The following is an 18,979-nucleotide window of genomic DNA, read 5'->3' as shown; positions in this document are numbered from 1 at the left end:
CATGACTCAAACTCTGCTTATTAGCTGCCTCTACATCGGCATATTTGTTTTTGCCCAGCGCCTGCTGACCAACTGGGTAGCCAAGCTGGCCGAATCCAAACAGGTCTCCTTTAAGCGCACTAAGCTGGTGACTCAATATATTACCTATCTGCTATTTATCATCATCGCCTGTCTGTGGGTGGTGTCATTGGGCATTGAGTATCAACAGGTCTCACTGTTTATCTCCTCGGTATTTGCCGTACTGGGCGTAGCCTTAGTGGCCCAGTGGTCGATTTTAAGCAACATCACCGCTGGGGTCTTAATCTTCTTCGTCTTCCCCTATCGCATCGGTGACCGCATCAAGATCATCGACAAGGATGAGGATGTCACAGGCATCATCGCCGAGATCAGCCTGTTCCATGTGCTGATCGAGCGCAGTGACGGCATCACCATCACCTACCCCAACAACCTGATGTTGCAAAAAGGGGTATTGAAATTAAATCAGACGCAGACCAAACCGTTAAGCGAATCGCCAGAGAAAGACCATACTCAAGTACAAAGCGATTAACCGACAGGGGGCATAGATGCTCACGACATTACACTATGATCCGCAAACCGATACGCTCACCAGAGGTGATGCCTCGCAAATCGCTAGCTGGCAACAGCGAGAAGACACCATACTCTGGCTTAATATCGACGGCGAGATAGACGATCAGTTGAGCGAGTCTTTGCAGCGGGATTTTGGCCTACATCCGCTGGCGCTACAGGATGCCTCCCGGGATCGTCATCCCCCCAAGGTGGAAGATTTTGACGGTCATACCTTTATGCTGCTCAGGGGGCTATCGGCAGACTCTGACTCCATCAACTGTGACAACATAGTGTTGGCGCTCTTCGTCGGTCCACGTTTTATCGTCACCCGTCACAGCAAACGCTCACTCTCCATCGAACGTACTATGAATGCACTGGAGATGGGTGAGCTGTCGCTGCAAAACACAGGCGCCGTGGCGCTGAAACTCAGCCGCTATGTGGTTAAGCGTTACCATAAGATCTTATTCGATCTCGAAAGCCGCCTGGAGGAGCTAGAGACAGTGATGCTGACCACGGCAGATGACAAGATCTTGGCCGAGGTGGTGCTGTATAAGACAGATCTCACCCGCCTAAGACGCAACTTTCATTATCACGTGGAGCTGTTTGACACCCTGCGCAGCGCCCCATCGGTTCCCTTCGACGACAGTCTCTACCACGAGATCAACGACGTCTGCGAGCACCAGCATAGGGCGGCCAGCCTGGCGGATCTCTTCTACCAGGTTTCCAGCGATCTGATCGACGGTTATATCTCCATCAGCGCCCATAGGCTCAATAACATCATGAAGGTATTGACCATTATCACAGCTATCTTTGTACCGCTGACCTTTATTGCAGGGATCTACGGCATGAACTTCGAGTATATTCCTGAGCTGAAATATAAAGACGGCTACTTTATCGTCTGGGGCGTGATGCTCACCATCACCGCCGTGTTGATCTGGCTGTTTAGGCGCCGAAAATGGCTCTAGTCAGCTGCTAGCACCAAGCGTTTAGCGCAGCTTTTAAAACAGAGTGTTTAGCGCAGTTTAGAGAAAGACAAAAGGCGAACCTCAGGTTCGCCTTTTAGTTCAACCAACTTTTACCCAAGCAGTACGATTAACGCAGCGTCCGCTGAAAGAAGGCGACCGCCTGTTGATAGATCTGCAGCGCCAGGGCGGGATCGTATCTATCCCCCTCATCACGCATAAAGGCATGCTGAGCATTGACCTCAAGATAAGTGAACTTGCGCCCCGTCTCGGTGAGCTTGTCGTAAATGAGTCTTCGCCCCTCACTCGGCACATGAGGATCCTGCTTACCAAAGACGAGCACCAGCTCCGCCTCGATATCCCCGGTGCGGCTCAAAGAGTCGTTCCCAGGATTGGCCGGTAAGGTATTGGAATGAATATCTGTAGGATAGAGACAAAACGCAGCGACAACATCGATATTGAGTGCGGCGCGGTAGGCTAAGTGACCACCGATACAGACCCCCATAGCCCCCACCTGATTGGTACAAAATGGCTGACTCATGGCAAAGTCCACTAGCGCCTGAGTGTCGCTGTCGTGATGTTCCAGCGCCTTGGTAAATTTATCCTGATTGCCTTTATCTTTACCTTCATCGTCATAGGCCAACACTGTGCCTATGGGATTGAGTTCGTGAAACACTTCCGGCACTAACACCACAAAGCCATGACCGGCCATCATGGTGGCCGCCCGCGCAATGGGCGCTGTTTGCTGGAAAATTTCCGAATAGAAGATAATCGTCGAAAAGAGACCTTCACTGTCGGGGCGATAGAGATAACAGCGCATCTTGCCCGTTGGCGTGTCTATGTCGTGAACTTCCTGTTTTACCATCATGATCTTGCCCTCAGGCCAATAAACTTACCCTTAAGTTATCAGCCTGAGCCAAGCTTGTCAGGTGAAACCCGATTGACGATTTAAGATAGTTGATTAGGGCAAGTTTCGCCATTGAGCAGCTGACGCACATTGGTCAAACTGGTATGGGCGATAGCCCCCAGGGCCTCTTCTGTTAAGAAAGCCTGGTGACCGGTAAAAATCACGTTATGGCAGGCCGACAGGCGCCTAAATACGTCATCCTGAATGATCTGGTTCGACTTATCCTCGAAGAATAGCTCTTTCTCGTTTTCGTAAACATCCAGTCCCAGAGAGCCTATCTGGCCCGTCTTGAGCGCCTCCATGGCATCGAACGCATTTAATAAGCCACCACGACTGGTGTTGATCACCATGACTCCTGGTTTCATCTTCTCAAAACTTTCTTTGTTGAGCAGATGGTGATTCTCTTTGGTCAGCGGGCAATGCAGGCTGATGATATCGCTAACCGCGTACAGCTCATCCAGCGGCAGATAGTCAATCCCCATATCTGTCACAACCTGATTAGGGTAAGGATCATAGGCTACTACTGTGCAGCCAAATCCCAACAGGATCTTGATGGTGGCGACCCCAATCTTACCCGTGCCTATCACTCCTACAGTACGGCCATGCATGTTAAAGCCCACCAGCCCTTCGAGGGAAAAGTTGGCATCACGGGTACGTTGATAAGCCTTATGCACCTTGCGGTTTAGGGTCAGCATCAGAGCCACCGTATGCTCGGCCACCGACTCCGGAGAATAAGCGGGCACATTGACTACCCTGATCCCCAAACGCGTCGCAGCGTCCAGATCGACATTGTTGAAACCGGCGCAGCGCATCGCAATGATCTTAGTGCCATTTTTAGCGAGCTCGACCAACACCTCTTCACAGAGAGAGTCATTAACGAAGGCGCAGATCACCTCGAAGCCATAGGCCAGTTTGGCCGTCTGCATACACAGACGGTAATCAAAATACTCTATCTGCGCGCCGAAGGCCTGGTTGGTGCGGTTGAAATGTTCCATATCATAGTGCTTGGCACTAAAAAAACCTATTCTCATCTTGGCTACCTAATAGTGATCTAAATGGGGTAAAGGCTTGTCATCCTAGTAATCACAAATTGCCTCAACCTGTTATCGCTCCATTATAGCTAAGGAAAGATGTGACTTAACAAAGATAAATCACCTTCTGGATCACGAAATGGTTATCTTTGTGAGCTGCCAATGTGTTTTATAGCCATTTCCTGCTAAGCTGGCGCAAATTTTCACAGACCTTTCGCCCTATGAGTCATAAGCATAAGCCGATTTCCGAGAAAAAATTTTGGCTACAACGCCTGAGTAAAACCAGTCTGCGCGCCCTGCATATTTTAGGCATAACAGGCGCTGGCGGCGGTATCTTGTTGGGTGTCGACAAAACGCTGTGGTGCAACTATTGGATCTTAGCCATGGGCAGCGGCAGCCTGCTAATGCTCTGGGAGGTAGTGAGAGATTGGCGTTGGCTTATTCAGCTCAAGGGAGTGCTCACGTTAGTGAAACTCGGCCTTCTGGCGCTGTTTATTCCCTTGGCTAACTATAAACCTGAACTGCTGATCGCCATAGTGCTGCTGTCGGTGGTCGTCTCCCATGGCCCTGCTGGTCTGAGACACTTTTCAATACTGCATGGACGCCGCTTAGATGGACGAAAAGAGATTAAAGGTTGAAGCCGCGCCGCTGCTGACGCAAAATAGTCAGCTTTTAGGGCTAGAGACCCATCCCCAGGTGCTCGACCTGGCCTGCGGCAGTGGCCGTAATGGCCTCTGGTTGGCCGCCCAAGGCGCTCATGTGAACTTTGTCGACAGAGACGTAAGCCGCCTCCCCAAACTACCGCCTCACTGTCAGGCCAAAACCAAGGACTTGGAAACTGGCAAGGCGCAGCTTCCCAAAGCTCAATATGACATTGTCCTGGTATTCAACTATCTGCACCGCCCCTTATTTGAGACCATTAAAGAGAGCATCAAGCCTGGCGGACTGATTATCTACGAAACCTTTATCACTCAACAGGCAGAGGTGGGCAGACCGAAAAACCCTGATTTCTTGTTGCACGAGGCAGAGTTAGTAAAATGCTTTTCCAACTGGGAGACTTTGCACACTTTCGAAGGTAATGTAGGCTGTGAAGAGACGCCTTGCTTTAAGGCGCAATATATTGGCCGAAAACCAGCTAACTAGGATCTATAAGCGTTAAGGACGATTAATGTTTCCCTACCCCGAACAGTACCAGCTCGCCGCGCCGCCATTAGTTACCGCCCTTATGGTATTTTGGTCGATAGTATCGCGCGCCTTATTTGGCGACGATAGTGCCATCGCCTTCTACCCACTCTTTATGCTGTTTCCTCTCAATATCTTATTGCACGCCAAGTTGATCTGGCAGGCCAAAGGCATTGAGCGACTGGATCAGGGCGTCTACGCCTTCATCCATCTAAGCCTGGCATTCGTGGTCTGGACCTTTGCCATCATGCATGTCAATGGCCACGGTTTTTAAGTGGTATTTTCTACACAGTTAGCCCGTTTATAGACTCTCAGTTTTAGGGCGCTACACTTGCATTAAGCGCCCTGTTAGCGGTATCTTTGCAGCCCTTTTAGCCGTCAAGACATGTTATGACTGATTTTGTGTATGCGCCGCCTACCGAGCCTTGGCTCGAGATCCTTCATGAAGATAAGGATATTATGGTAGTCAATAAGCCCTCAGGCCTCCTTTCTGTGCCAGGGCGCGATCCTGCCTATCATGACAGCGTCTACACCCGCGTCTTACGCGATCATCCTAACGCTCAAATTGTCCATCGTCTCGATATGGCCACGTCAGGCATTATCGTCGTGGCATTAAGGCGCAGCGCCGAACGGGAACTCAAGCGTCAGTTTCGCGATAGGGAAACCCATAAGATCTACTATGCGCGTGTCGCCGGTCATGTAAAACCCGAACAAGGCAGCGTCGATTACCCTCTCATCTGCGATTGGCCCAACCGTCCTAAGCAAAAGGTAGACCACCAAGTGGGCAAGGCCTCTAAGACACTGTTTGAGGTGGTTAGCCGAGCCCGTCGCTCCACCTTGGTTAAGCTAACCCCCATCACCGGGCGCTCTCACCAGCTACGTGTGCACATGATGGCCATAGGTCATCCTATCCTGGGCGATAACTTCTATGCCGATCCGCTGGCCAAGCGTCTGGCACCACGTTTGTTGCTACACGCCCAATCCCTGAGTCTGACCCATCCCTACAGCAAGCAGCCGATGACCTTTAGCACGCCGATCCCCTTTACTCAGGTCACAGATCAACAATAGGCCCACGACATACTGGCTTACACCTAAAACTTTAATCATCTCGCTAAAAAATTAGCAGTTTGCTAAACAATACCGTAAATTACCTCATATTATTGACTTAAAATGGTATGTAGTAATGGATAGTTCATTTCAGCGTGATCAGCTCGACAATCAGATCCTCTCAGCACTTATGGAGGAGGCACGTACCCCTTTCGCTGAGTTGGCGAAACGCTTTGGTGTGAGTGCCGGCACCATACATGTGCGAGTAGAGAAGATGAAACAGGCAGGTATTATCACGGGCGCCCAGATCACGGTAAACCCCAAGGCGCTCGGTTATGACGTCTGCTGTTTTATCGGGATTAATCTCAAAAGCGCCGGCGACTACCCCGCCGCCATCGCCAAACTCAATGCCCTAGAAGAAGTGACTGAGGCCTACTACACCACTGGCAACTACAGCATCTTTGTCAAGGTGATGTGCCAATCTATTGATGGTTTACAACATGTGCTGATCAATCGCATTCAATCCATCGATGAGATTCAATCCACTGAGACACTCATTAGTTTACAAAACCCCATCAGCCGCGCGGTTAAACCCTAAGCCAGTCTCACTAGGGCTTCCAGCCTTAGTGAATACTACTACTAAAAAACTACTTACAACTTTTTCATCTACCCGCTTTAACTTTGGCAATCTTTTGTGTTAAAAAGAACAAGCCGTCAACACGACAGCAACAAAATAAAAAAGTATTAGTAACCAAAGTTACAGCAATACCAATAGTGTTTTGTGTCTCAAAACACTTCTATTTGACAAGGAAGAAGTTGTGAAAACTAAATTATCTCTAGCCATTTCAGCAGCGCTGATCTCGAGTGCGGCTGTAGCCAGCAACCAGTACACCGCAAACCCATATGCTCCGGAAATTACCTCTGCTGATAGCTATAAGAAGCCAACAGCTTCTCAGCCTTCACAAGTTGCTCCGCAGCGTTTCATCATTGAACTGAACTCTCCTGCAGTAGCTAAATACCAAGGCGGGATAGATTCACTGGCTGCAACAGCCCCTAAGAAAGGTCAAAAAGTTAACGTACAGTCAGCACCAGCCCAAAGCTATGCTAGCTTCCTCGCCAAAGAGCAATCACAATTTGTGAATGAACTGGCGAAAAAAGTGCCTAACGCCAAAGTTGAGCAAAGCTTTAAGACCCTATTCAATGGTGTAACAATTGTTGGTCAAGGCCTAAGCATAGAGCAGCTAGCGGCTATGCCTAACGTTAAGTCTGTCTACCCAGAGACCATGTACGAAGTGAACATGGATTCATCTCACGACGTCATTAACTCTGCAGCAATGTGGGAAGCTGTTTCTGGTATGGAAAACGCGGGTAAAGACGTTCGCGTAGCGGTAATTGATACAGGTATTCGTCCAGAAAACCCAATGTTTGCAGGCGAAGGTTTCACAAAACCGGCTGAAGGAATGCCAGGCGATGACTACTGTTCAACAGTCGATGCAAGCTTCTGTAACGACAAGCTAATCGTTGCCCGTTGGTCACAACCTACTTTTGAAGTGTGTGCCGATGAACATATGAGCCCACTAGGTTACGGTGGCCACGGTTCTCACGTTGCCGGTACTTCTGTAGGTAATAAGGTCACTACAACCTATGAAGGTGTAGAAGTTGAGCTATCAGGTGTTGCACCTGCGGCCTACCTCATGGTCTACAAAGCTCTATTTACTAATTCAGAATGTGCTCGCGGTAGCGGCTCTAACATCATGCTGATGGAAGCGATGGAGCATGCCGTTAATGATGGCGCAGATGTTATCAACAATTCATGGGGTGGCGGCGCAGGTGGCGACCCAGCCAACAGCCCATATAAATCTATGTATGAAGCTGCTGAGGCTGCCGGGGTAGTTATAGTAACTTCAGCAGGTAACAGCGGTAATGGCCCACAAACTATCGGTTGTCCAGCCTGTATCGAATCAGGTATTACCGTTGCTAACACCACAACGGGTCGCTTCTTTGCTAACGCCCTAACCGTTGACGGTGAAGAGATTCTTGCACTGCAAGGTAACAATGGCCTGTTAGAAACAGATATCACAGCACCTATTATTGCTGCTGCTAATATCGATGCAGAAAACACCCTTGGCTGTACACCGTTTGCTGCCGACTCTTTCAAAGACGGTATCGCACTGATATCTCGCGGTTCATGTTCATTTGCAACCAAGGCTGAAAACGCTGAAGCTGCGGGTGCGAAAGCATTGGTCGTTTACAACAGCGTACCAGGTGCTCCAATCTCTATGTACATGCCAGACTCAACACTGCCTGCAGTAATGATCTCTAATGCAGACGGCGCAGCAATTCTTGAAGGTCTGGGCGATGACACAACAGGTACTATCGCAGCAGAAGTCACTCGTATCGTTAATAGCAAGTTTGCTGATCTTCTGAATGACTCAAGCTCTCGTGGCCCTAACGGTAACCAAAACATTCTGAAGCCAGATCTTGCAGCGCCAGGTACTTCTATCCTGTCTGCAACCTCTCCTGATCAAGACGGTACTGATTTTACCACTATGACAGGTACCAGTATGGCTAGCCCGCACGTTGCAGGTGCCGCAGCTTTGATGAGCCAGCTACACCCAGACTGGTCAGCCAACGACATCAAGACAGCGCTAACCTCTACTGCGCACATGGACGGTGTGCTTGATGATGATGCAGTAACACCAGCCGACCCATTTGCAATGGGTGCGGGTCGTATGGATTTGGATGCTGCGGCTAAAGCAGTACTGACTTTCGACAAGCCATCTATCGCTTCAGATTCTTGTGTTGGTCCATGTACTTTCACGCGTACTGTATACAACAAGAGTGACGAGAAGACCTCTTGGGAGCTTTCAGCTTCGTCTGATAGCGCAGGTATCAGCGTATCGCCTTCATCACTGGAGCTGGAAGCTGGCGAATCAGCAACCTTCACGGTAACCGTTGACTCAACTTACAGTGAATACGGTGCTTGGATCTTCGGTAACGTCATGATCAAGAGCGCATCTCACCAAGATGCTCACCTACCCGTTGCCATCCTGGCTAAAGAATCAAGTGATGCATCACTGATCTCTACCATGGCAACCAAGGCTGATCTGACTGCTGCGGAAGATATGCCAATCAAAGCCGTAGTGAACAACACTATCTTTGAAAATACCGTAACCGTTACTGCTATGGCTCCAGAGGGTACTAAACTTACCTCTGCCGACGATGTGACCGTGACGCTAAATGGCGCATCACAAAATGGTTTCGAAGTCGATGAAGCTCTTGGCCGCATCACTTGGGTAGGTCAACTTGAACTACCCGAAATGCAGACTGGTAAAGGAACCGGCGCAAGCCCAAGTATCTTCGATTTAGACCTCGCCTATGTACCTGCCTGTGCCGACGGATGTGATGAGAAATCATTCACCTTCAACCTACCGGCATTTAAGTACAACGGTGCGACTTACACTCAGCTAACTATCTCTGACAACGGTCTTGCGGTTGTTGGTGGCGGTTCAACGTCTGGAACTTGGAACAACAAGGCGCTACCAGATAGCGCTAATCCAAACAACATTCTGGCACCATTCTGGAGTGACTACGACCTAAGCGACGGCACTGCCGACGACACTGGTGGTGGACAGCTAGGCATTCAGGTTGTTGCCGCAGGCGAGAGTCAGTGGATTGTTGTCGAATGGAAAGATGCTCAGCTATATGCTGATGCCTCTGGCAACAAGTACAGCTTCAGCCTATGGATCCAAACTGGTGACGTAGAAGATATTTGGTTCAACTACCTAGATATCCCTAACATGCCAAGCAATGTCACTATCGGTGCGGAAAACATCAGCGGTAGCGTAGGTACAACCTTCCACTACAACGGACAAGGTGGCACTGTTACTACTGACGATTATGTTGCACTGCAAGCGACCTCTTCAGGCAGCGTAGAAATCGACTACCTTGCGACACCAACTAGCTTTAACCCAGGTCAAACAGACAACTTCTCTGTTGACGAAGAAGCGACCTTGGAAGCAAACGTGTTAGATAATGACACTGTGACTAAGAAAGTAGCTCGCGTCTCTGTAACTGGTGACGGCATGACAGCTAATGCACAACGCATCATAGATGTTGCACCTGCGGGTGCCCTAGGTGAAGCGACAATCGTCGATGAGCCTGCACACGGTGAAGTGACTCTTGAAAAAGATGGTACCGTTACCTACACACCTGAAGATGATTTCTTCGGTAAAGACTCATTCACTTACACTTCTACGGATGCTGAAGGCAACCTTAACGAAGTAACGACTGTGAATGTGATGGTAAACAACGTTAACGATGCGCCAACTGTTGCACCTACAGGTATGACAAGTACCGAAGGCTTCGTGGTTACCGCTAAGGCTAACGGCAAAGACGTTGATGGTGACAGCCTCACTTACACTTGGACACAAACATCGGGTACACCTGTTACCTTTAACAATGGTGGTGCGGAAATTAAGTTTACCGCTCCAATGGGTGACCACACGCTGACCTTCTCTGTTGTGGCTAGCGATGGTGAACTTGAAAGTGAAGCGGGTACTGCAACCATTACTGTTAACGCCAAAGAAGAGAGATCTTCTGGTGGTTCACTGGGTTGGTTTGCACTGCTAATGCTACCATTTGCTGCGCTACGTCGTCGTAAATAAGTAGATAGCTTAAACAGAAAAAGGGAGCCGCTTGGCTCCCTTTTTTATTTTTTGCATATCGACATACTAATCAGGTCTAGCAATAAAACTAAAGCGCAAACACTTTAGTCATCACCTTATAAAGCTCTGTGCCTTGGTACACTGAAGCCGACGCAAAGTGCAGCACAGGCACGCAATCTACCGGCAACCTTAAAGGCACTATGGCCTCTTTTTCTCCATACCTGTCGACACGTAAAATGTTAGCGAGTGGCTCGCCGGCATTAAGCGGTTGCCCCACCTTGGCCTTATACTCCACCAAACCCCCCAGTGGCGCATGGTACTTCTTGTAATCTTTCAAGTAACAGGCATACCTAGGCATATCCGCAGGCACAATACGCTCACCAATCACGCCTCGTTGACTGAGGTAGGCCAAGATCCCTTCGACATCAACCAAGGCGTCGGCCAGATCGATATTTTCCTGACTCCCAAGCTCTAAGGTAAAGGCCGATACAGGCACCTCAAGCTCACGCCCCTGACTGGATAAATACTCGCTCAGTTGCCACCAGGGGCAGAAGATAGACTCATCCATCGCCCCGCCAAACTCATTGGGGATCAGCAAGGTATAGGGAATAGAGAAAACCTTGGCAGCATCTTTGTCATACTCAGGGCAATAGAGGTGCTTGCAAGACTTAGGACCAGTATGCAGATCCAGCACTATATCCGCTTCATGCCCCATCTGCTGCAAACTCACCGCCAGCCTATGGCCAGTAGTGATCCCCCAAGGCTCATGTAATCGAGTGTGGCATCGTTCTACCAGCAGGACCCTATAGTGGGCAATAAGCTCTACGTCCCCAAGATGACTATGCTCCTGATACCAGCTGGCAATATCCAGCTTATGATCGAGATACTCTCGGTTCCAGTTAACCCCGGTAATGGGATCGAACCTGCCCAGTGTAAACTCGCCACTCTTTTGATTGATCCCTAATGGGTTCGCCAGAGGGACTAGGGTCACCTTGCCCCTCAGCTCAACCTGCTCAAGCGCCTGCATCAACTGATAAATGACGGCATTGCCCTGCACCTCTGCGCCATGAACATTGGCCTGAATATAGACGCTAGGCCCGCTGACCTTCTCGGGGGAAAACTCAAACAGAGTAAGCTCAAGATCTTGACCAGTGGCTAGCTCGCCAATCTTAAGCATGGAACGGCTCGGTTTCATCTTTATCCTTCGAATAGATTCTTATGTAAGGCGCTCACTACCTGAGCCGCCTCTGACTCGGCCACCAACACACACAGGTTATGCGGGCTGGCTCCCTGACAGATCATCCGCACGTTATGAGGCTCTAACACCTCAAACACACGGCGGCACACGCCGGAGGTGGTCGCAATCTTATTGCCGACAATCGCGACTAAGGCTAAGCCCTCTTCCACGCGTACACGGCAGTGTTGCGACAGCTCCTGTAACAAAGCCTCGTTCAGCAAACTATTACCCGCCGAATCTGAGCCTGTCTTATCTAAGGTCAGCGATACGTTCACCTCTGAAGTGGTGATCAAATCAACACTGATCTTATGTCTTGCCAGAGTGGCAAAGGTTTCAGCCAGGAAACCTTGAGCATGGAGCATCTGCAGGCTGTGCAGATTAAGCAAAGTCTGATCGCGGCGCACCGCTACCGCACGGTAGATGGGCTCTTCACTAACTTGATGGCGAATCCAGGTGCCACCCAGCTCAGGCGCCTTACTGGAACCCACAAATACCTGAATCTTATGTCTGACGGCCGGTAATATGGTTGCTGGGTGCAACACCTTGGCGCCAAAGGTCGCCATCTCAGCCGCTTCATTAAAACTGATCTCAGGAATAGGACGCGCATTTGGCGCCAGACGAGGATCGGTAGTAAAGATACCTGGCACATCTGTCCAGATCTCCACCGCCGAGGCATCCAGTGCCTCAGCCAGTAATGCGGCAGAATAGTCACTACCGCCGCGGCCTAGCGTTGTTGTCGCGCCATGCTCATCGGCGCCAATAAAGCCTTGAGTCACGATACGCTGCTCAGCGAGCAGGGGGAGTAGATGTTGGCTACAGAGGCTTTGCAACACCTCGATTTGAGGCTCGGCGCGGCCAAAGTGGCTATCGGTGCGCATTACCTGACGCACATCAAAGGCACTGGCTCGCTCACCTTTCTCTCTTAGCACAGCAGCAAACAGTACAGATGAACATTGCTCGCCCTGAGCTAGCAATTCATCTATGACTGCCTTATCACGGCTTTGCGCAAGCGTCTCACTTAAGGTCGCAATTCTGCTAAGGATAGCGTCTAGGCGGGCAGCCACTTCATGGGGCTGGCCTAGTTCATCTAGGATCTTATATTGAATCGAGGCAATCGACTTTAGCAGTTGCTGGCGACGTTCATCGTCGAGGCGCTCCTGCGTCAACTCCACCAAAAGATTGGTTACGCCGCTCGAGGCGCTGACCACCACCACACGGGTTTCAGGATTGGCCAATACAATATCGGCACAGCGGTTCATCGCCTCATAATCGGCAACGGAAGTTCCACCAAATTTTGCAACAACAATAGACATTAGCGCACCTCAACCCAAGTAGCTGATAGTGACAGAAAAGAGATAAATAACATTGAATACGCTCCGAACTTACTTCGTTCGAAGAGCCTGGTGCAAAGATGACGCACCCCAAGACGGGAAACAGCGATTGCCACCAGAAGCTCTCCACCAATTAACAGGTGACAATCGATGGGATTCAGCCCAGTCGACCGATAAACAGATGAAACCAAACATCTCTCTATCTCGGCGCTAATCTCCCTCATAAACCATCATCGGAGTTTGGACTCCTCAAGCTTACTACCTAGTTAACGCTCCTCTTCTGTATCGCTAACCTTAAGGTTAGGATGCTTGAAAACTATCAAATAACGGAATAAAAAGTCAACGTTATTTTCTCACGCCACAATGAAAGCTATTCATAATAGCTGCAGGTGCTAATTGCTGATTTCAGGCAGTTCGTTGACTAAGCAGACCCGAGAGGAAAACTTGCCTAAACCCAACTCCTCATAATCCACCAGACAAGGCACTAAATACAGCTCATCATTATCGACAAAGTAGATGGCATTTTGGTTAAACACCTTACCTAGCTCCACCGCATCGGCCTTATCTAATGACACCGCCCAACTCTTCTCCATATGGCCTCTGTCGGTCGATGCACCGATCAAAGCACGATATGGATATTGCAGACGTAAAATGTGGCGTTGTAACTGTTTATCTAGAAGACGATTTTGCGAGGGGGAGAGGTTTTTGCCTTTGGGGTTATAAGCGGTGATGATTGCAAAAGATAATGAAGAAGAGAAAGGTTGAGTAAGTAGGAATTGCGTTTGCTGATAACATTGCCAAAAGTGTTCGTTGCCTGTGCTCATCACTAAAATATTCCTAAATTAGATTCAGTCGATTATAGCAAAATTCACCCAGCTTCCTAGTAGCGTGATGTAGGTCACTTTATTAAATTTTATTAATAACTTTAAAATCAAAGAGTTAAAAAAATAGATGTGACTTACATCATATCTCCAGGTAATTTTGTTAACATTTCATTTGTTAACAAATGACTAAAACGAGTACAATAAGTTCGTTGATTCACTTCCACTCATCTCACGATGAAATACTTTTTGTTACATCTTGTCGACGACAAGGTCATCAAAAGTTAGTCGATTTCCTGTATAAAATGTGAGCTTAGGCTGATTTAGCATTTAAACTTGAAAATATTAAATAGTTAGCGGAACTAATGCCGACTACTATTAATCGAAGTGAATACAGTTCGCGTTTCTTTTGAAAGAGATACGTTGCTTTACTAATCATGAAGTGTGTTGCTGTTTCAATATAGTTAGATGAAAGCACCTACGTGAGTTCAGTAATTGTCGCGAAGACAGACAGGGCGCAGCAACACCAACTAGCGCTCATGGTTAGAACAGTTTTAAACAAAAATTAGGTAAATAAATATGCAAAACCCGCACATTCTGATCGTTGAAGATGAAGCCGTTACCCGGAACACGCTAAGAAGTATTTTCGAGGCTGAAGGATATGTGGTAACTGAAGCCAATGATGGCGCAGAGATGCATAAAGCCATGCAGGAAAACAAGATCAACCTTGTCGTGATGGATATCAACCTTCCAGGTAAGAATGGTCTACTGCTTGCGCGTGAGCTTCGTGAAATCAATAACATCGGTCTAATCTTCCTGACCGGTCGTGACAACGAAGTTGATAAGATTTTGGGTCTGGAAATTGGTGCTGATGACTATATCACTAAGCCATTTAACCCACGCGAACTGACTATCCGTGCACGCAACCTGCTGACTCGCGTCAACAGCACTGGCGGCGAAGCCGAAGAGAAAAGTGCCGTAGAATTCTACCGTTTTAACGGTTGGAGCCTAGAGATCAACAGCCGTTCACTGGTAAGCCCACAGGGTGAGTCATACAAGCTGCCGCGTAGTGAATTCCGCGCCATGCTGCACTTCGTTGAGAACCCAGGTAAGATCCTAACCCGTGCTGACCTGTTGATGAAGATGACTGGCCGTGAGCTTAAGCCACACGACCGTACTGTCGATGTAACTATCCGTCGTATCCGTAAGCACTTTGAAAGCTTGCCAGATACGCCAGAAATCATCGCCACCATCCACGGTGAAGGCTATCGTTTCTGCGGTAACTTAGAAGAAGCATAAATCACATCCAGCTAGCGCAAATGTGATTTAGTTTAAAAAGCCAGTCTTACGACTGGCTTTTTTGTGTCTGGAACACTTATGCCAAAACCCATGGATGGATAGCTTTGGTATTTGTATATGGATTTTCTGTTTATAGAGAGTTATCCCCGAAGCCCATGGATGGGCTAAGAGGGGGGTTGTGTCTGGAACACTTATGCCACTGCAGCTGTTAAAGACGCCTACATTGCACCATATTCTTTCAGCTTTCGATATAGCGTTGCCAGGCTCATCCCTAACTTCTCTGCGGCCTGAGTCTTATTGTTATCAAGTTTTTTTAACACCGCTAGAATATAGTCCTCTTCCACCTTATGTAACGCTCTAATGTCTTCCGATACTGAAGGCATGCACAGACCATCACGTATTTCATCCGGTAGATCTTCTGGCATAATCTGCGGCCCAGGACTCAGAACCACCGCCCGCTCGATAGTATTCACCAACTCTCGCACATTACCCGGCCAAGAGTAATTCAACAGTAAATCTGCTGTCTTATAATTAAATCCAGTATGCTCTCTTCCAAGCTCTTGATTAAACTTCGCCAAAAAGAAACGGCTCAAAGGTAAAATATCTTCTGAGCGTTCCCGCAGTGGTGGAACAACCAGCTCAATGACTTTCAAACGATAATAGAGATCTTGACGAAACTCTCCTTTGTCAACCGCGTCTTCAAGACAACAATTAGTCGCCGAGATTATGCGCACATCGACACTAATAGTCTCCGTATCACCGAGTTTTCGTATCTCTTTTTCCTGCAGGACTCTTAAGAGTTTCACCTGTAATGCAGGTGATAGCTCTGCCACTTCATCTAAAAATAAAGTGCCCCCATCAGATGCCTCAATCAAGCCTTTCTTGGTCGTTTCCGCCCCCGTAAAGGCACCGCGTACATGGCCGAATAATTCATTTTCTAGCAAGGTTTCATTCAGGGCTCCGCAGTTAATAGCGACCAATGGTTTATCTGCTCTCGGTGACTGACGATGAATAAATTGCACCAACTTTTCTTTACCAACACCACTCTCACCAGTAACAAGCACGGATGTCGGCACTTTCGCCACATTGGTTGCCAGCTCCAATAGTCTGCACATCTCATAGCTCTTGGACACAGGATAGCCATCGGCCATCGAGCGATACTGCATAGAGGAGTTAATTCGATCTTGCATGTTTTGCGGCAAAGCATCACCCCAACATTGCAAATTGCCAAGCTGCGCTGCGACACTCTCATTACAGATACCATCATATATAGGCAAGTAGGGCTTAATCTCTTCCCCCCACTCTTCTAAGTAATTACCGCTAATATGGCAACAGCTATCACCTTTGGCTTTACATTCGTCCTCAATAAAGTAAACGGTACGATTCTCGATATTTGATACGTAACCACTGGCAAAACCTATATGCTCCCAGCACACAGGCGCTTTACTTAAACCCCGTAACTGCAAATGCTGCTCTGCTTCATATAGACTTATCGCGTGGGTTTCAATTAGAGGTTTAGCTTTAATTCCGTCGCGTCGCTGGCGGCTAAGAATTTCTCCAAAGCCACACATGGAAAACAGCAAAGGTCCAAGTTCGCCCTTACGCGCTTCTTTCCAAACATCCGGCATCTGGCGTTTTATCTGCTCTGCTAACAGCCAACCTCTTATATAACCTGAGCGCACAACAAGGGACTGTGTCATTTCTTGCCCAAGTTTTTCGCATAGCTCCATCTTATGTAAACCATGAGAAAAAATATCTGTCATATAAAGTCTATGGCCAAGGAAACTCATTGCCCCACCTCTGGGTTTAAAAGACAATAGTTCTCTTAAATCTAATTCCAAAGTTTTCATAAGAATCCAATCGCGAAAAGAAAATATTATAAACCAGCAGACAAACAACCTACGTGACTACCTTCAACTAATTTCATTATTAATAAGTATGTAGTGGCATAGTGAATGCTCTGTCGCTAGACAAAGCTAAATATGCTCTAGATCACACATTTAAACTCTAGCTAAAGGTGCTACCGGACTTAACAGCCTAGGATTCACTAGATTTATTTGATGATGAGTGCTGTTTCAGCATAAATGAGACTGGGTAAAAAATAATAAAGGGCACCGAGGTGCCCTTTATTTTAAGAAACATCTGATTATTTTACTCGTTATCCAAAAACTTGATGGCAGAATAAAAGCCAATTGAATCAGATATCAATACATTTAAAATTTGTAACGCAAGTAAGTCTGAGTTCGTACCATATCTCCCTCAGCACTTCCCATATTTTCAACATCACCGAAGCGGGTTCCCACGGCAAACTGCAAGTCTTTGGTGATATCCCAGTACAGATTCGTATGCCAAGAAAAAGCCTTCTTATTGGCCATTACGGTCAAAGTCCCAGAGTCAAAACTATCTTCGTCCTGCTCAGAGTAACCCGCTCCAACCTGCCAGCGTATACTTGGGGTTAAAGAAAACATCAAGCCACCAGTCAGGCTTTGATAGCCTAAGGTTTCAATATCCCCGTTACTGTCTATGCCAGCTCCCGCATTAAAGCCTAGCCCGGCGTAACGGCCAATACCATCCCCATAGGTATAATTAAGGACAGCCTTATGGCCCTGCCCAAATTTTACACTCGCGCCCACAGCAAAACCGTAACCAGTGCTGCTTTGACCATCCAAGTCAAACTGACGAATCACCACTCGAGGACTGATTGTTACAGGCCCCTTTGCAAGAAAATATTTAACAATTAGATCTGGTAGTTTCTCTTCACTTCTCGCATCGTGTACACCGTCACCGTTGGTGTCCAAGTTAACGTATCGAATCGGCGTGCCACCGATATTAGCCATACCATAAGCGGGATTCTCTAAGCTGGCCATCAAGTATTGGCCAGGGCTTAGATTGTACTGATAGCGCACTTGTGCTTGACGTACAAACGAATTCCCCGGATCTGAAGAAAAGTCCAAGGAAGGCAATGAGCTGGCGAAGTCCATGAAGGCGGTCCACGTCTGACCAACGAGTATAGAGCTGTTCTCTCTATCGATATTAATATAGGCGTGACGGATTCTAAAACCATGGCTGTTTGACCAAGTTGGACCATCAGAGTCGATATCCGCAAAGAAGTCACCTTCTAAATAAGAAGAGATCGTTCCTATATCTGTCTCTGTTTTACTCTTCAAATAAACACGACTCTCTCTAGCCGTCATATTGAAATGGGTAGTATCCGCGTTGGCAGTGCCGTCAATCGGCGTCGCATAGACACTGTAAAGGTGACCGTTATATGGTGCGGTAACAGTACCGTTAGAATCGAAAGTTGCCATGCCCTTGATATAACCACCCACTGTTAGGTCGGTGTCAGCCACCTTAAAATCAACCGAGTGAGCCAGTGGAGATAAAGACAAACCTATTATTAGTGGTAACAGTGCTTTGCGAGTATTTATCATTTTCATCATTTTCATCCTTTGTTAAGCCAAATCCAATCATGAGATTTGGCCTTATAATCAATTAGGTATAAAACCACTAAGGCAGTTTTTTGAACTCAAAACGTTGGTGACAACCAATACAGGCATTCTCAGAAGGCTTATGTTGGTGGTGACACTTGTTACAATTAGTTTCGGTACCGTTATGACGATTTTTATGAGGATTGGTGGGCTGTACATCTTTTGTTGTTGCTGCAAGCTCTTGCGTGTCGTGACACTGTAAACAAGCAAACATAGGAGCTGGCTGTTTTTTCTTGGCATCGCCATGACAATCTGAGCAGTTAAGCCCTGCATTGGCATGGAGCTTACCGAGTTCGATAGTCTCCGCGGAAGCGACTCCGTTGACACAAAGGATCATCGCAACGGTAAGCAAGAGTTGGTGTATTTTCAAAAATTTCATCTTCTTATCCCATAATTCTATTTATGATAGGAATGGCTTTAGTGCTTATCTAACCCTTTCT

Annotated in this window: 17 protein-coding genes and 1 riboswitch; of the genes, 9 read left to right on the top strand and 8 right to left on the bottom strand. The window is 47.8% G+C overall.

Going from position 1 to position 18,979, the window contains the following annotated elements; translation table 11 throughout:
• The first annotated feature begins 1 nt into the window (after position 1).
• Together NY07_RS03055 and NY07_RS03050 are read left to right on the top strand one after the other, a co-directional pair.
• On the top strand, positions 2-547 hold the full coding sequence (locus NY07_RS03055; protein ID WP_033537886.1) for a mechanosensitive ion channel domain-containing protein: 546 nt from the start codon (positions 2-4) through the stop codon (positions 545-547).
• Between the two features lie 16 nt (positions 548-563).
• Positions 564-1,532 carry a magnesium transporter CorA family protein gene (locus NY07_RS03050; protein WP_033537885.1) on the top strand — a complete coding sequence of 323 codons (969 nt, stop codon included), beginning with the start codon at positions 564-566 and terminating at the stop codon, positions 1,530-1,532.
• Between the two features lie 127 nt (positions 1,533-1,659).
• Here the strand turns inward: NY07_RS03050 and NY07_RS03045 are convergent, their stop codons facing one another.
• Together NY07_RS03045 and NY07_RS03040 are read right to left on the bottom strand one after the other, a co-directional pair.
• Positions 1,660-2,397 (bottom strand): dienelactone hydrolase family protein, encoded by a 738-nt coding sequence (locus NY07_RS03045; protein ID WP_033537884.1) that lies wholly within the window; start codon positions 2,395-2,397, stop codon positions 1,660-1,662.
• An 80-nt stretch (positions 2,398-2,477) separates the two neighbouring features.
• The gene (locus tag NY07_RS03040) at positions 2,478-3,467 is read right to left on the bottom strand and encodes a 2-hydroxyacid dehydrogenase (RefSeq protein WP_033537883.1); all 990 of its coding nucleotides are present in this window, start codon (positions 3,465-3,467) and stop codon (positions 2,478-2,480) included.
• 221 nt (positions 3,468-3,688) lie between these two features.
• Here NY07_RS03040 and NY07_RS03035 point away from each other — a divergent pair, with 221 nt between their 5' ends.
• The 6 genes from NY07_RS03035 (at position 3,689) to NY07_RS03010 (ending at position 10,363) form a co-directional block, all read left to right on the top strand.
• The gene (locus NY07_RS03035) at positions 3,689-4,105 is read left to right on the top strand and encodes a hypothetical protein (RefSeq protein WP_033538006.1); all 417 of its coding nucleotides are present in this window, start codon (positions 3,689-3,691) and stop codon (positions 4,103-4,105) included.
• Positions 4,080-4,610, top strand: a complete 531-nt coding sequence (locus NY07_RS03030) for a class I SAM-dependent methyltransferase (protein WP_033537882.1) — start codon at positions 4,080-4,082, stop codon at positions 4,608-4,610. The genes NY07_RS03035 and NY07_RS03030 overlap by 26 nt, the downstream gene beginning before the upstream one ends.
• Before the next feature lie 25 nt (positions 4,611-4,635).
• Positions 4,636-4,923: a hypothetical protein gene (locus NY07_RS03025; protein ID WP_033537881.1), complete on the top strand. Its 288-nt coding sequence runs from the start codon at positions 4,636-4,638 to the stop codon at positions 4,921-4,923.
• 116 nt (positions 4,924-5,039) lie between these two features.
• Entirely contained in the window at positions 5,040-5,717 is a 678-nt protein-coding gene (rluA, locus tag NY07_RS03020) for a bifunctional tRNA pseudouridine(32) synthase/23S rRNA pseudouridine(746) synthase RluA (protein WP_033537880.1), read from the top strand.
• Positions 5,718-5,832: 115 nt separating this feature from the next.
• A complete protein-coding gene (gene asnC / locus NY07_RS03015; RefSeq protein ID WP_011864588.1) occupies positions 5,833-6,294 on the top strand; it encodes a transcriptional regulator AsnC in 462 nt (153 codons plus the stop codon).
• A 220-nt stretch (positions 6,295-6,514) separates the two neighbouring features.
• A complete protein-coding gene (locus NY07_RS03010; protein WP_033537879.1) occupies positions 6,515-10,363 on the top strand; it encodes a S8 family serine peptidase in 3,849 nt (1,282 codons plus the stop codon).
• 88 nt (positions 10,364-10,451) lie between these two features.
• On the opposite strand, the gene NY07_RS03005 is transcribed toward NY07_RS03010, so the two are convergent.
• The 3 genes from NY07_RS03005 to NY07_RS02995 all read right to left on the bottom strand — a co-directional run bounded on the left by NY07_RS03005 (position 10,452) and on the right by NY07_RS02995 (position 13,755).
• Positions 10,452-11,558, bottom strand: coding sequence for a succinylglutamate desuccinylase/aspartoacylase family protein (locus NY07_RS03005; protein WP_033537878.1), 1,107 nt, complete (start codon positions 11,556-11,558; stop codon positions 10,452-10,454).
• A gap of 2 nt (positions 11,559-11,560) precedes the next feature.
• On the bottom strand, positions 11,561-12,913 hold the full coding sequence (gene lysC / locus NY07_RS03000; protein ID WP_033537877.1) for a lysine-sensitive aspartokinase 3: 1,353 nt from the start codon (positions 12,911-12,913) through the stop codon (positions 11,561-11,563).
• Positions 12,914-13,042: 129 nt separating this feature from the next.
• A riboswitch (Lysine riboswitch) is annotated at positions 13,043-13,219 on the bottom strand.
• A 104-nt stretch (positions 13,220-13,323) separates the two neighbouring features.
• Positions 13,324-13,755, bottom strand: a complete 432-nt coding sequence (locus tag NY07_RS02995) for a DUF3293 domain-containing protein (RefSeq protein WP_033537876.1) — start codon at positions 13,753-13,755, stop codon at positions 13,324-13,326.
• 576 nt (positions 13,756-14,331) lie between these two features.
• On the opposite strand from NY07_RS02995, the gene arcA reads away from it, so the two are divergent.
• Positions 14,332-15,051, top strand: a complete 720-nt coding sequence (arcA, locus tag NY07_RS02990) for a two-component system response regulator ArcA (protein ID WP_033537875.1) — start codon at positions 14,332-14,334, stop codon at positions 15,049-15,051.
• A gap of 218 nt (positions 15,052-15,269) precedes the next feature.
• On the opposite strand, the gene NY07_RS02985 is transcribed toward arcA, so the two are convergent.
• The 3 genes from NY07_RS02985 to NY07_RS02975 form a co-directional block, all read right to left on the bottom strand.
• Positions 15,270-16,901 carry a sigma 54-interacting transcriptional regulator gene (locus tag NY07_RS02985; RefSeq protein ID WP_033537874.1) on the bottom strand — a complete coding sequence of 544 codons (1,632 nt, stop codon included), beginning with the start codon at positions 16,899-16,901 and terminating at the stop codon, positions 15,270-15,272.
• A gap of 363 nt (positions 16,902-17,264) precedes the next feature.
• Positions 17,265-18,491 carry a DcaP family trimeric outer membrane transporter gene (locus NY07_RS02980; RefSeq protein WP_140946939.1) on the bottom strand — a complete coding sequence of 409 codons (1,227 nt, stop codon included), beginning with the start codon at positions 18,489-18,491 and terminating at the stop codon, positions 17,265-17,267.
• 67 nt (positions 18,492-18,558) lie between these two features.
• Positions 18,559-18,918: a cytochrome c3 family protein gene (locus NY07_RS02975; protein ID WP_033537872.1), complete on the bottom strand. Its 360-nt coding sequence runs from the start codon at positions 18,916-18,918 to the stop codon at positions 18,559-18,561.
• Between the last annotated feature and the right edge of the window lie 61 nt (positions 18,919-18,979).

Source organism: Shewanella sp. ECSMB14101, from assembly GCF_000773485.1.
Classification (GTDB): Bacteria; Pseudomonadota; Gammaproteobacteria; order Enterobacterales; family Shewanellaceae; genus Shewanella; species Shewanella marisflavi.
Note: the sequence above shows the minus strand (reverse complement) of the source record. Positions and strands in the feature narration are given on the sequence as shown.

Coding starts and splice junctions, on each gene's coding strand:
- NY07_RS02980 (WP_140946939.1), bottom strand. CDS start 18,491: ATGATGAAAATGATAAATACTCGCAAAGCACTGTTACCACTAATAATA.
- NY07_RS03055 (WP_033537886.1), top strand. CDS start 2: ATGACTCAAACTCTGCTTATTAGCTGCCTCTACATCGGCATATTTGTT.
- NY07_RS03035 (WP_033538006.1), top strand. CDS start 3,689: ATGAGTCATAAGCATAAGCCGATTTCCGAGAAAAAATTTTGGCTACAA.
- NY07_RS03005 (WP_033537878.1), bottom strand. CDS start 11,558: ATGAAACCGAGCCGTTCCATGCTTAAGATTGGCGAGCTAGCCACTGGT.
- asnC (WP_011864588.1), top strand. CDS start 5,833: ATGGATAGTTCATTTCAGCGTGATCAGCTCGACAATCAGATCCTCTCA.
- NY07_RS03045 (WP_033537884.1), bottom strand. CDS start 2,397: ATGATGGTAAAACAGGAAGTTCACGACATAGACACGCCAACGGGCAAG.
- NY07_RS02985 (WP_033537874.1), bottom strand. CDS start 16,901: ATGAAAACTTTGGAATTAGATTTAAGAGAACTATTGTCTTTTAAACCC.
- lysC (WP_033537877.1), bottom strand. CDS start 12,913: ATGTCTATTGTTGTTGCAAAATTTGGTGGAACTTCCGTTGCCGATTAT.
- NY07_RS02975 (WP_033537872.1), bottom strand. CDS start 18,918: ATGAAATTTTTGAAAATACACCAACTCTTGCTTACCGTTGCGATGATC.
- arcA (WP_033537875.1), top strand. CDS start 14,332: ATGCAAAACCCGCACATTCTGATCGTTGAAGATGAAGCCGTTACCCGG.
- NY07_RS02995 (WP_033537876.1), bottom strand. CDS start 13,755: ATGAGCACAGGCAACGAACACTTTTGGCAATGTTATCAGCAAACGCAA.
- NY07_RS03040 (WP_033537883.1), bottom strand. CDS start 3,467: ATGAGAATAGGTTTTTTTAGTGCCAAGCACTATGATATGGAACATTTC.
- NY07_RS03050 (WP_033537885.1), top strand. CDS start 564: ATGCTCACGACATTACACTATGATCCGCAAACCGATACGCTCACCAGA.
- NY07_RS03025 (WP_033537881.1), top strand. CDS start 4,636: ATGTTTCCCTACCCCGAACAGTACCAGCTCGCCGCGCCGCCATTAGTT.
- NY07_RS03030 (WP_033537882.1), top strand. CDS start 4,080: ATGGACGAAAAGAGATTAAAGGTTGAAGCCGCGCCGCTGCTGACGCAA.
- rluA (WP_033537880.1), top strand. CDS start 5,040: ATGACTGATTTTGTGTATGCGCCGCCTACCGAGCCTTGGCTCGAGATC.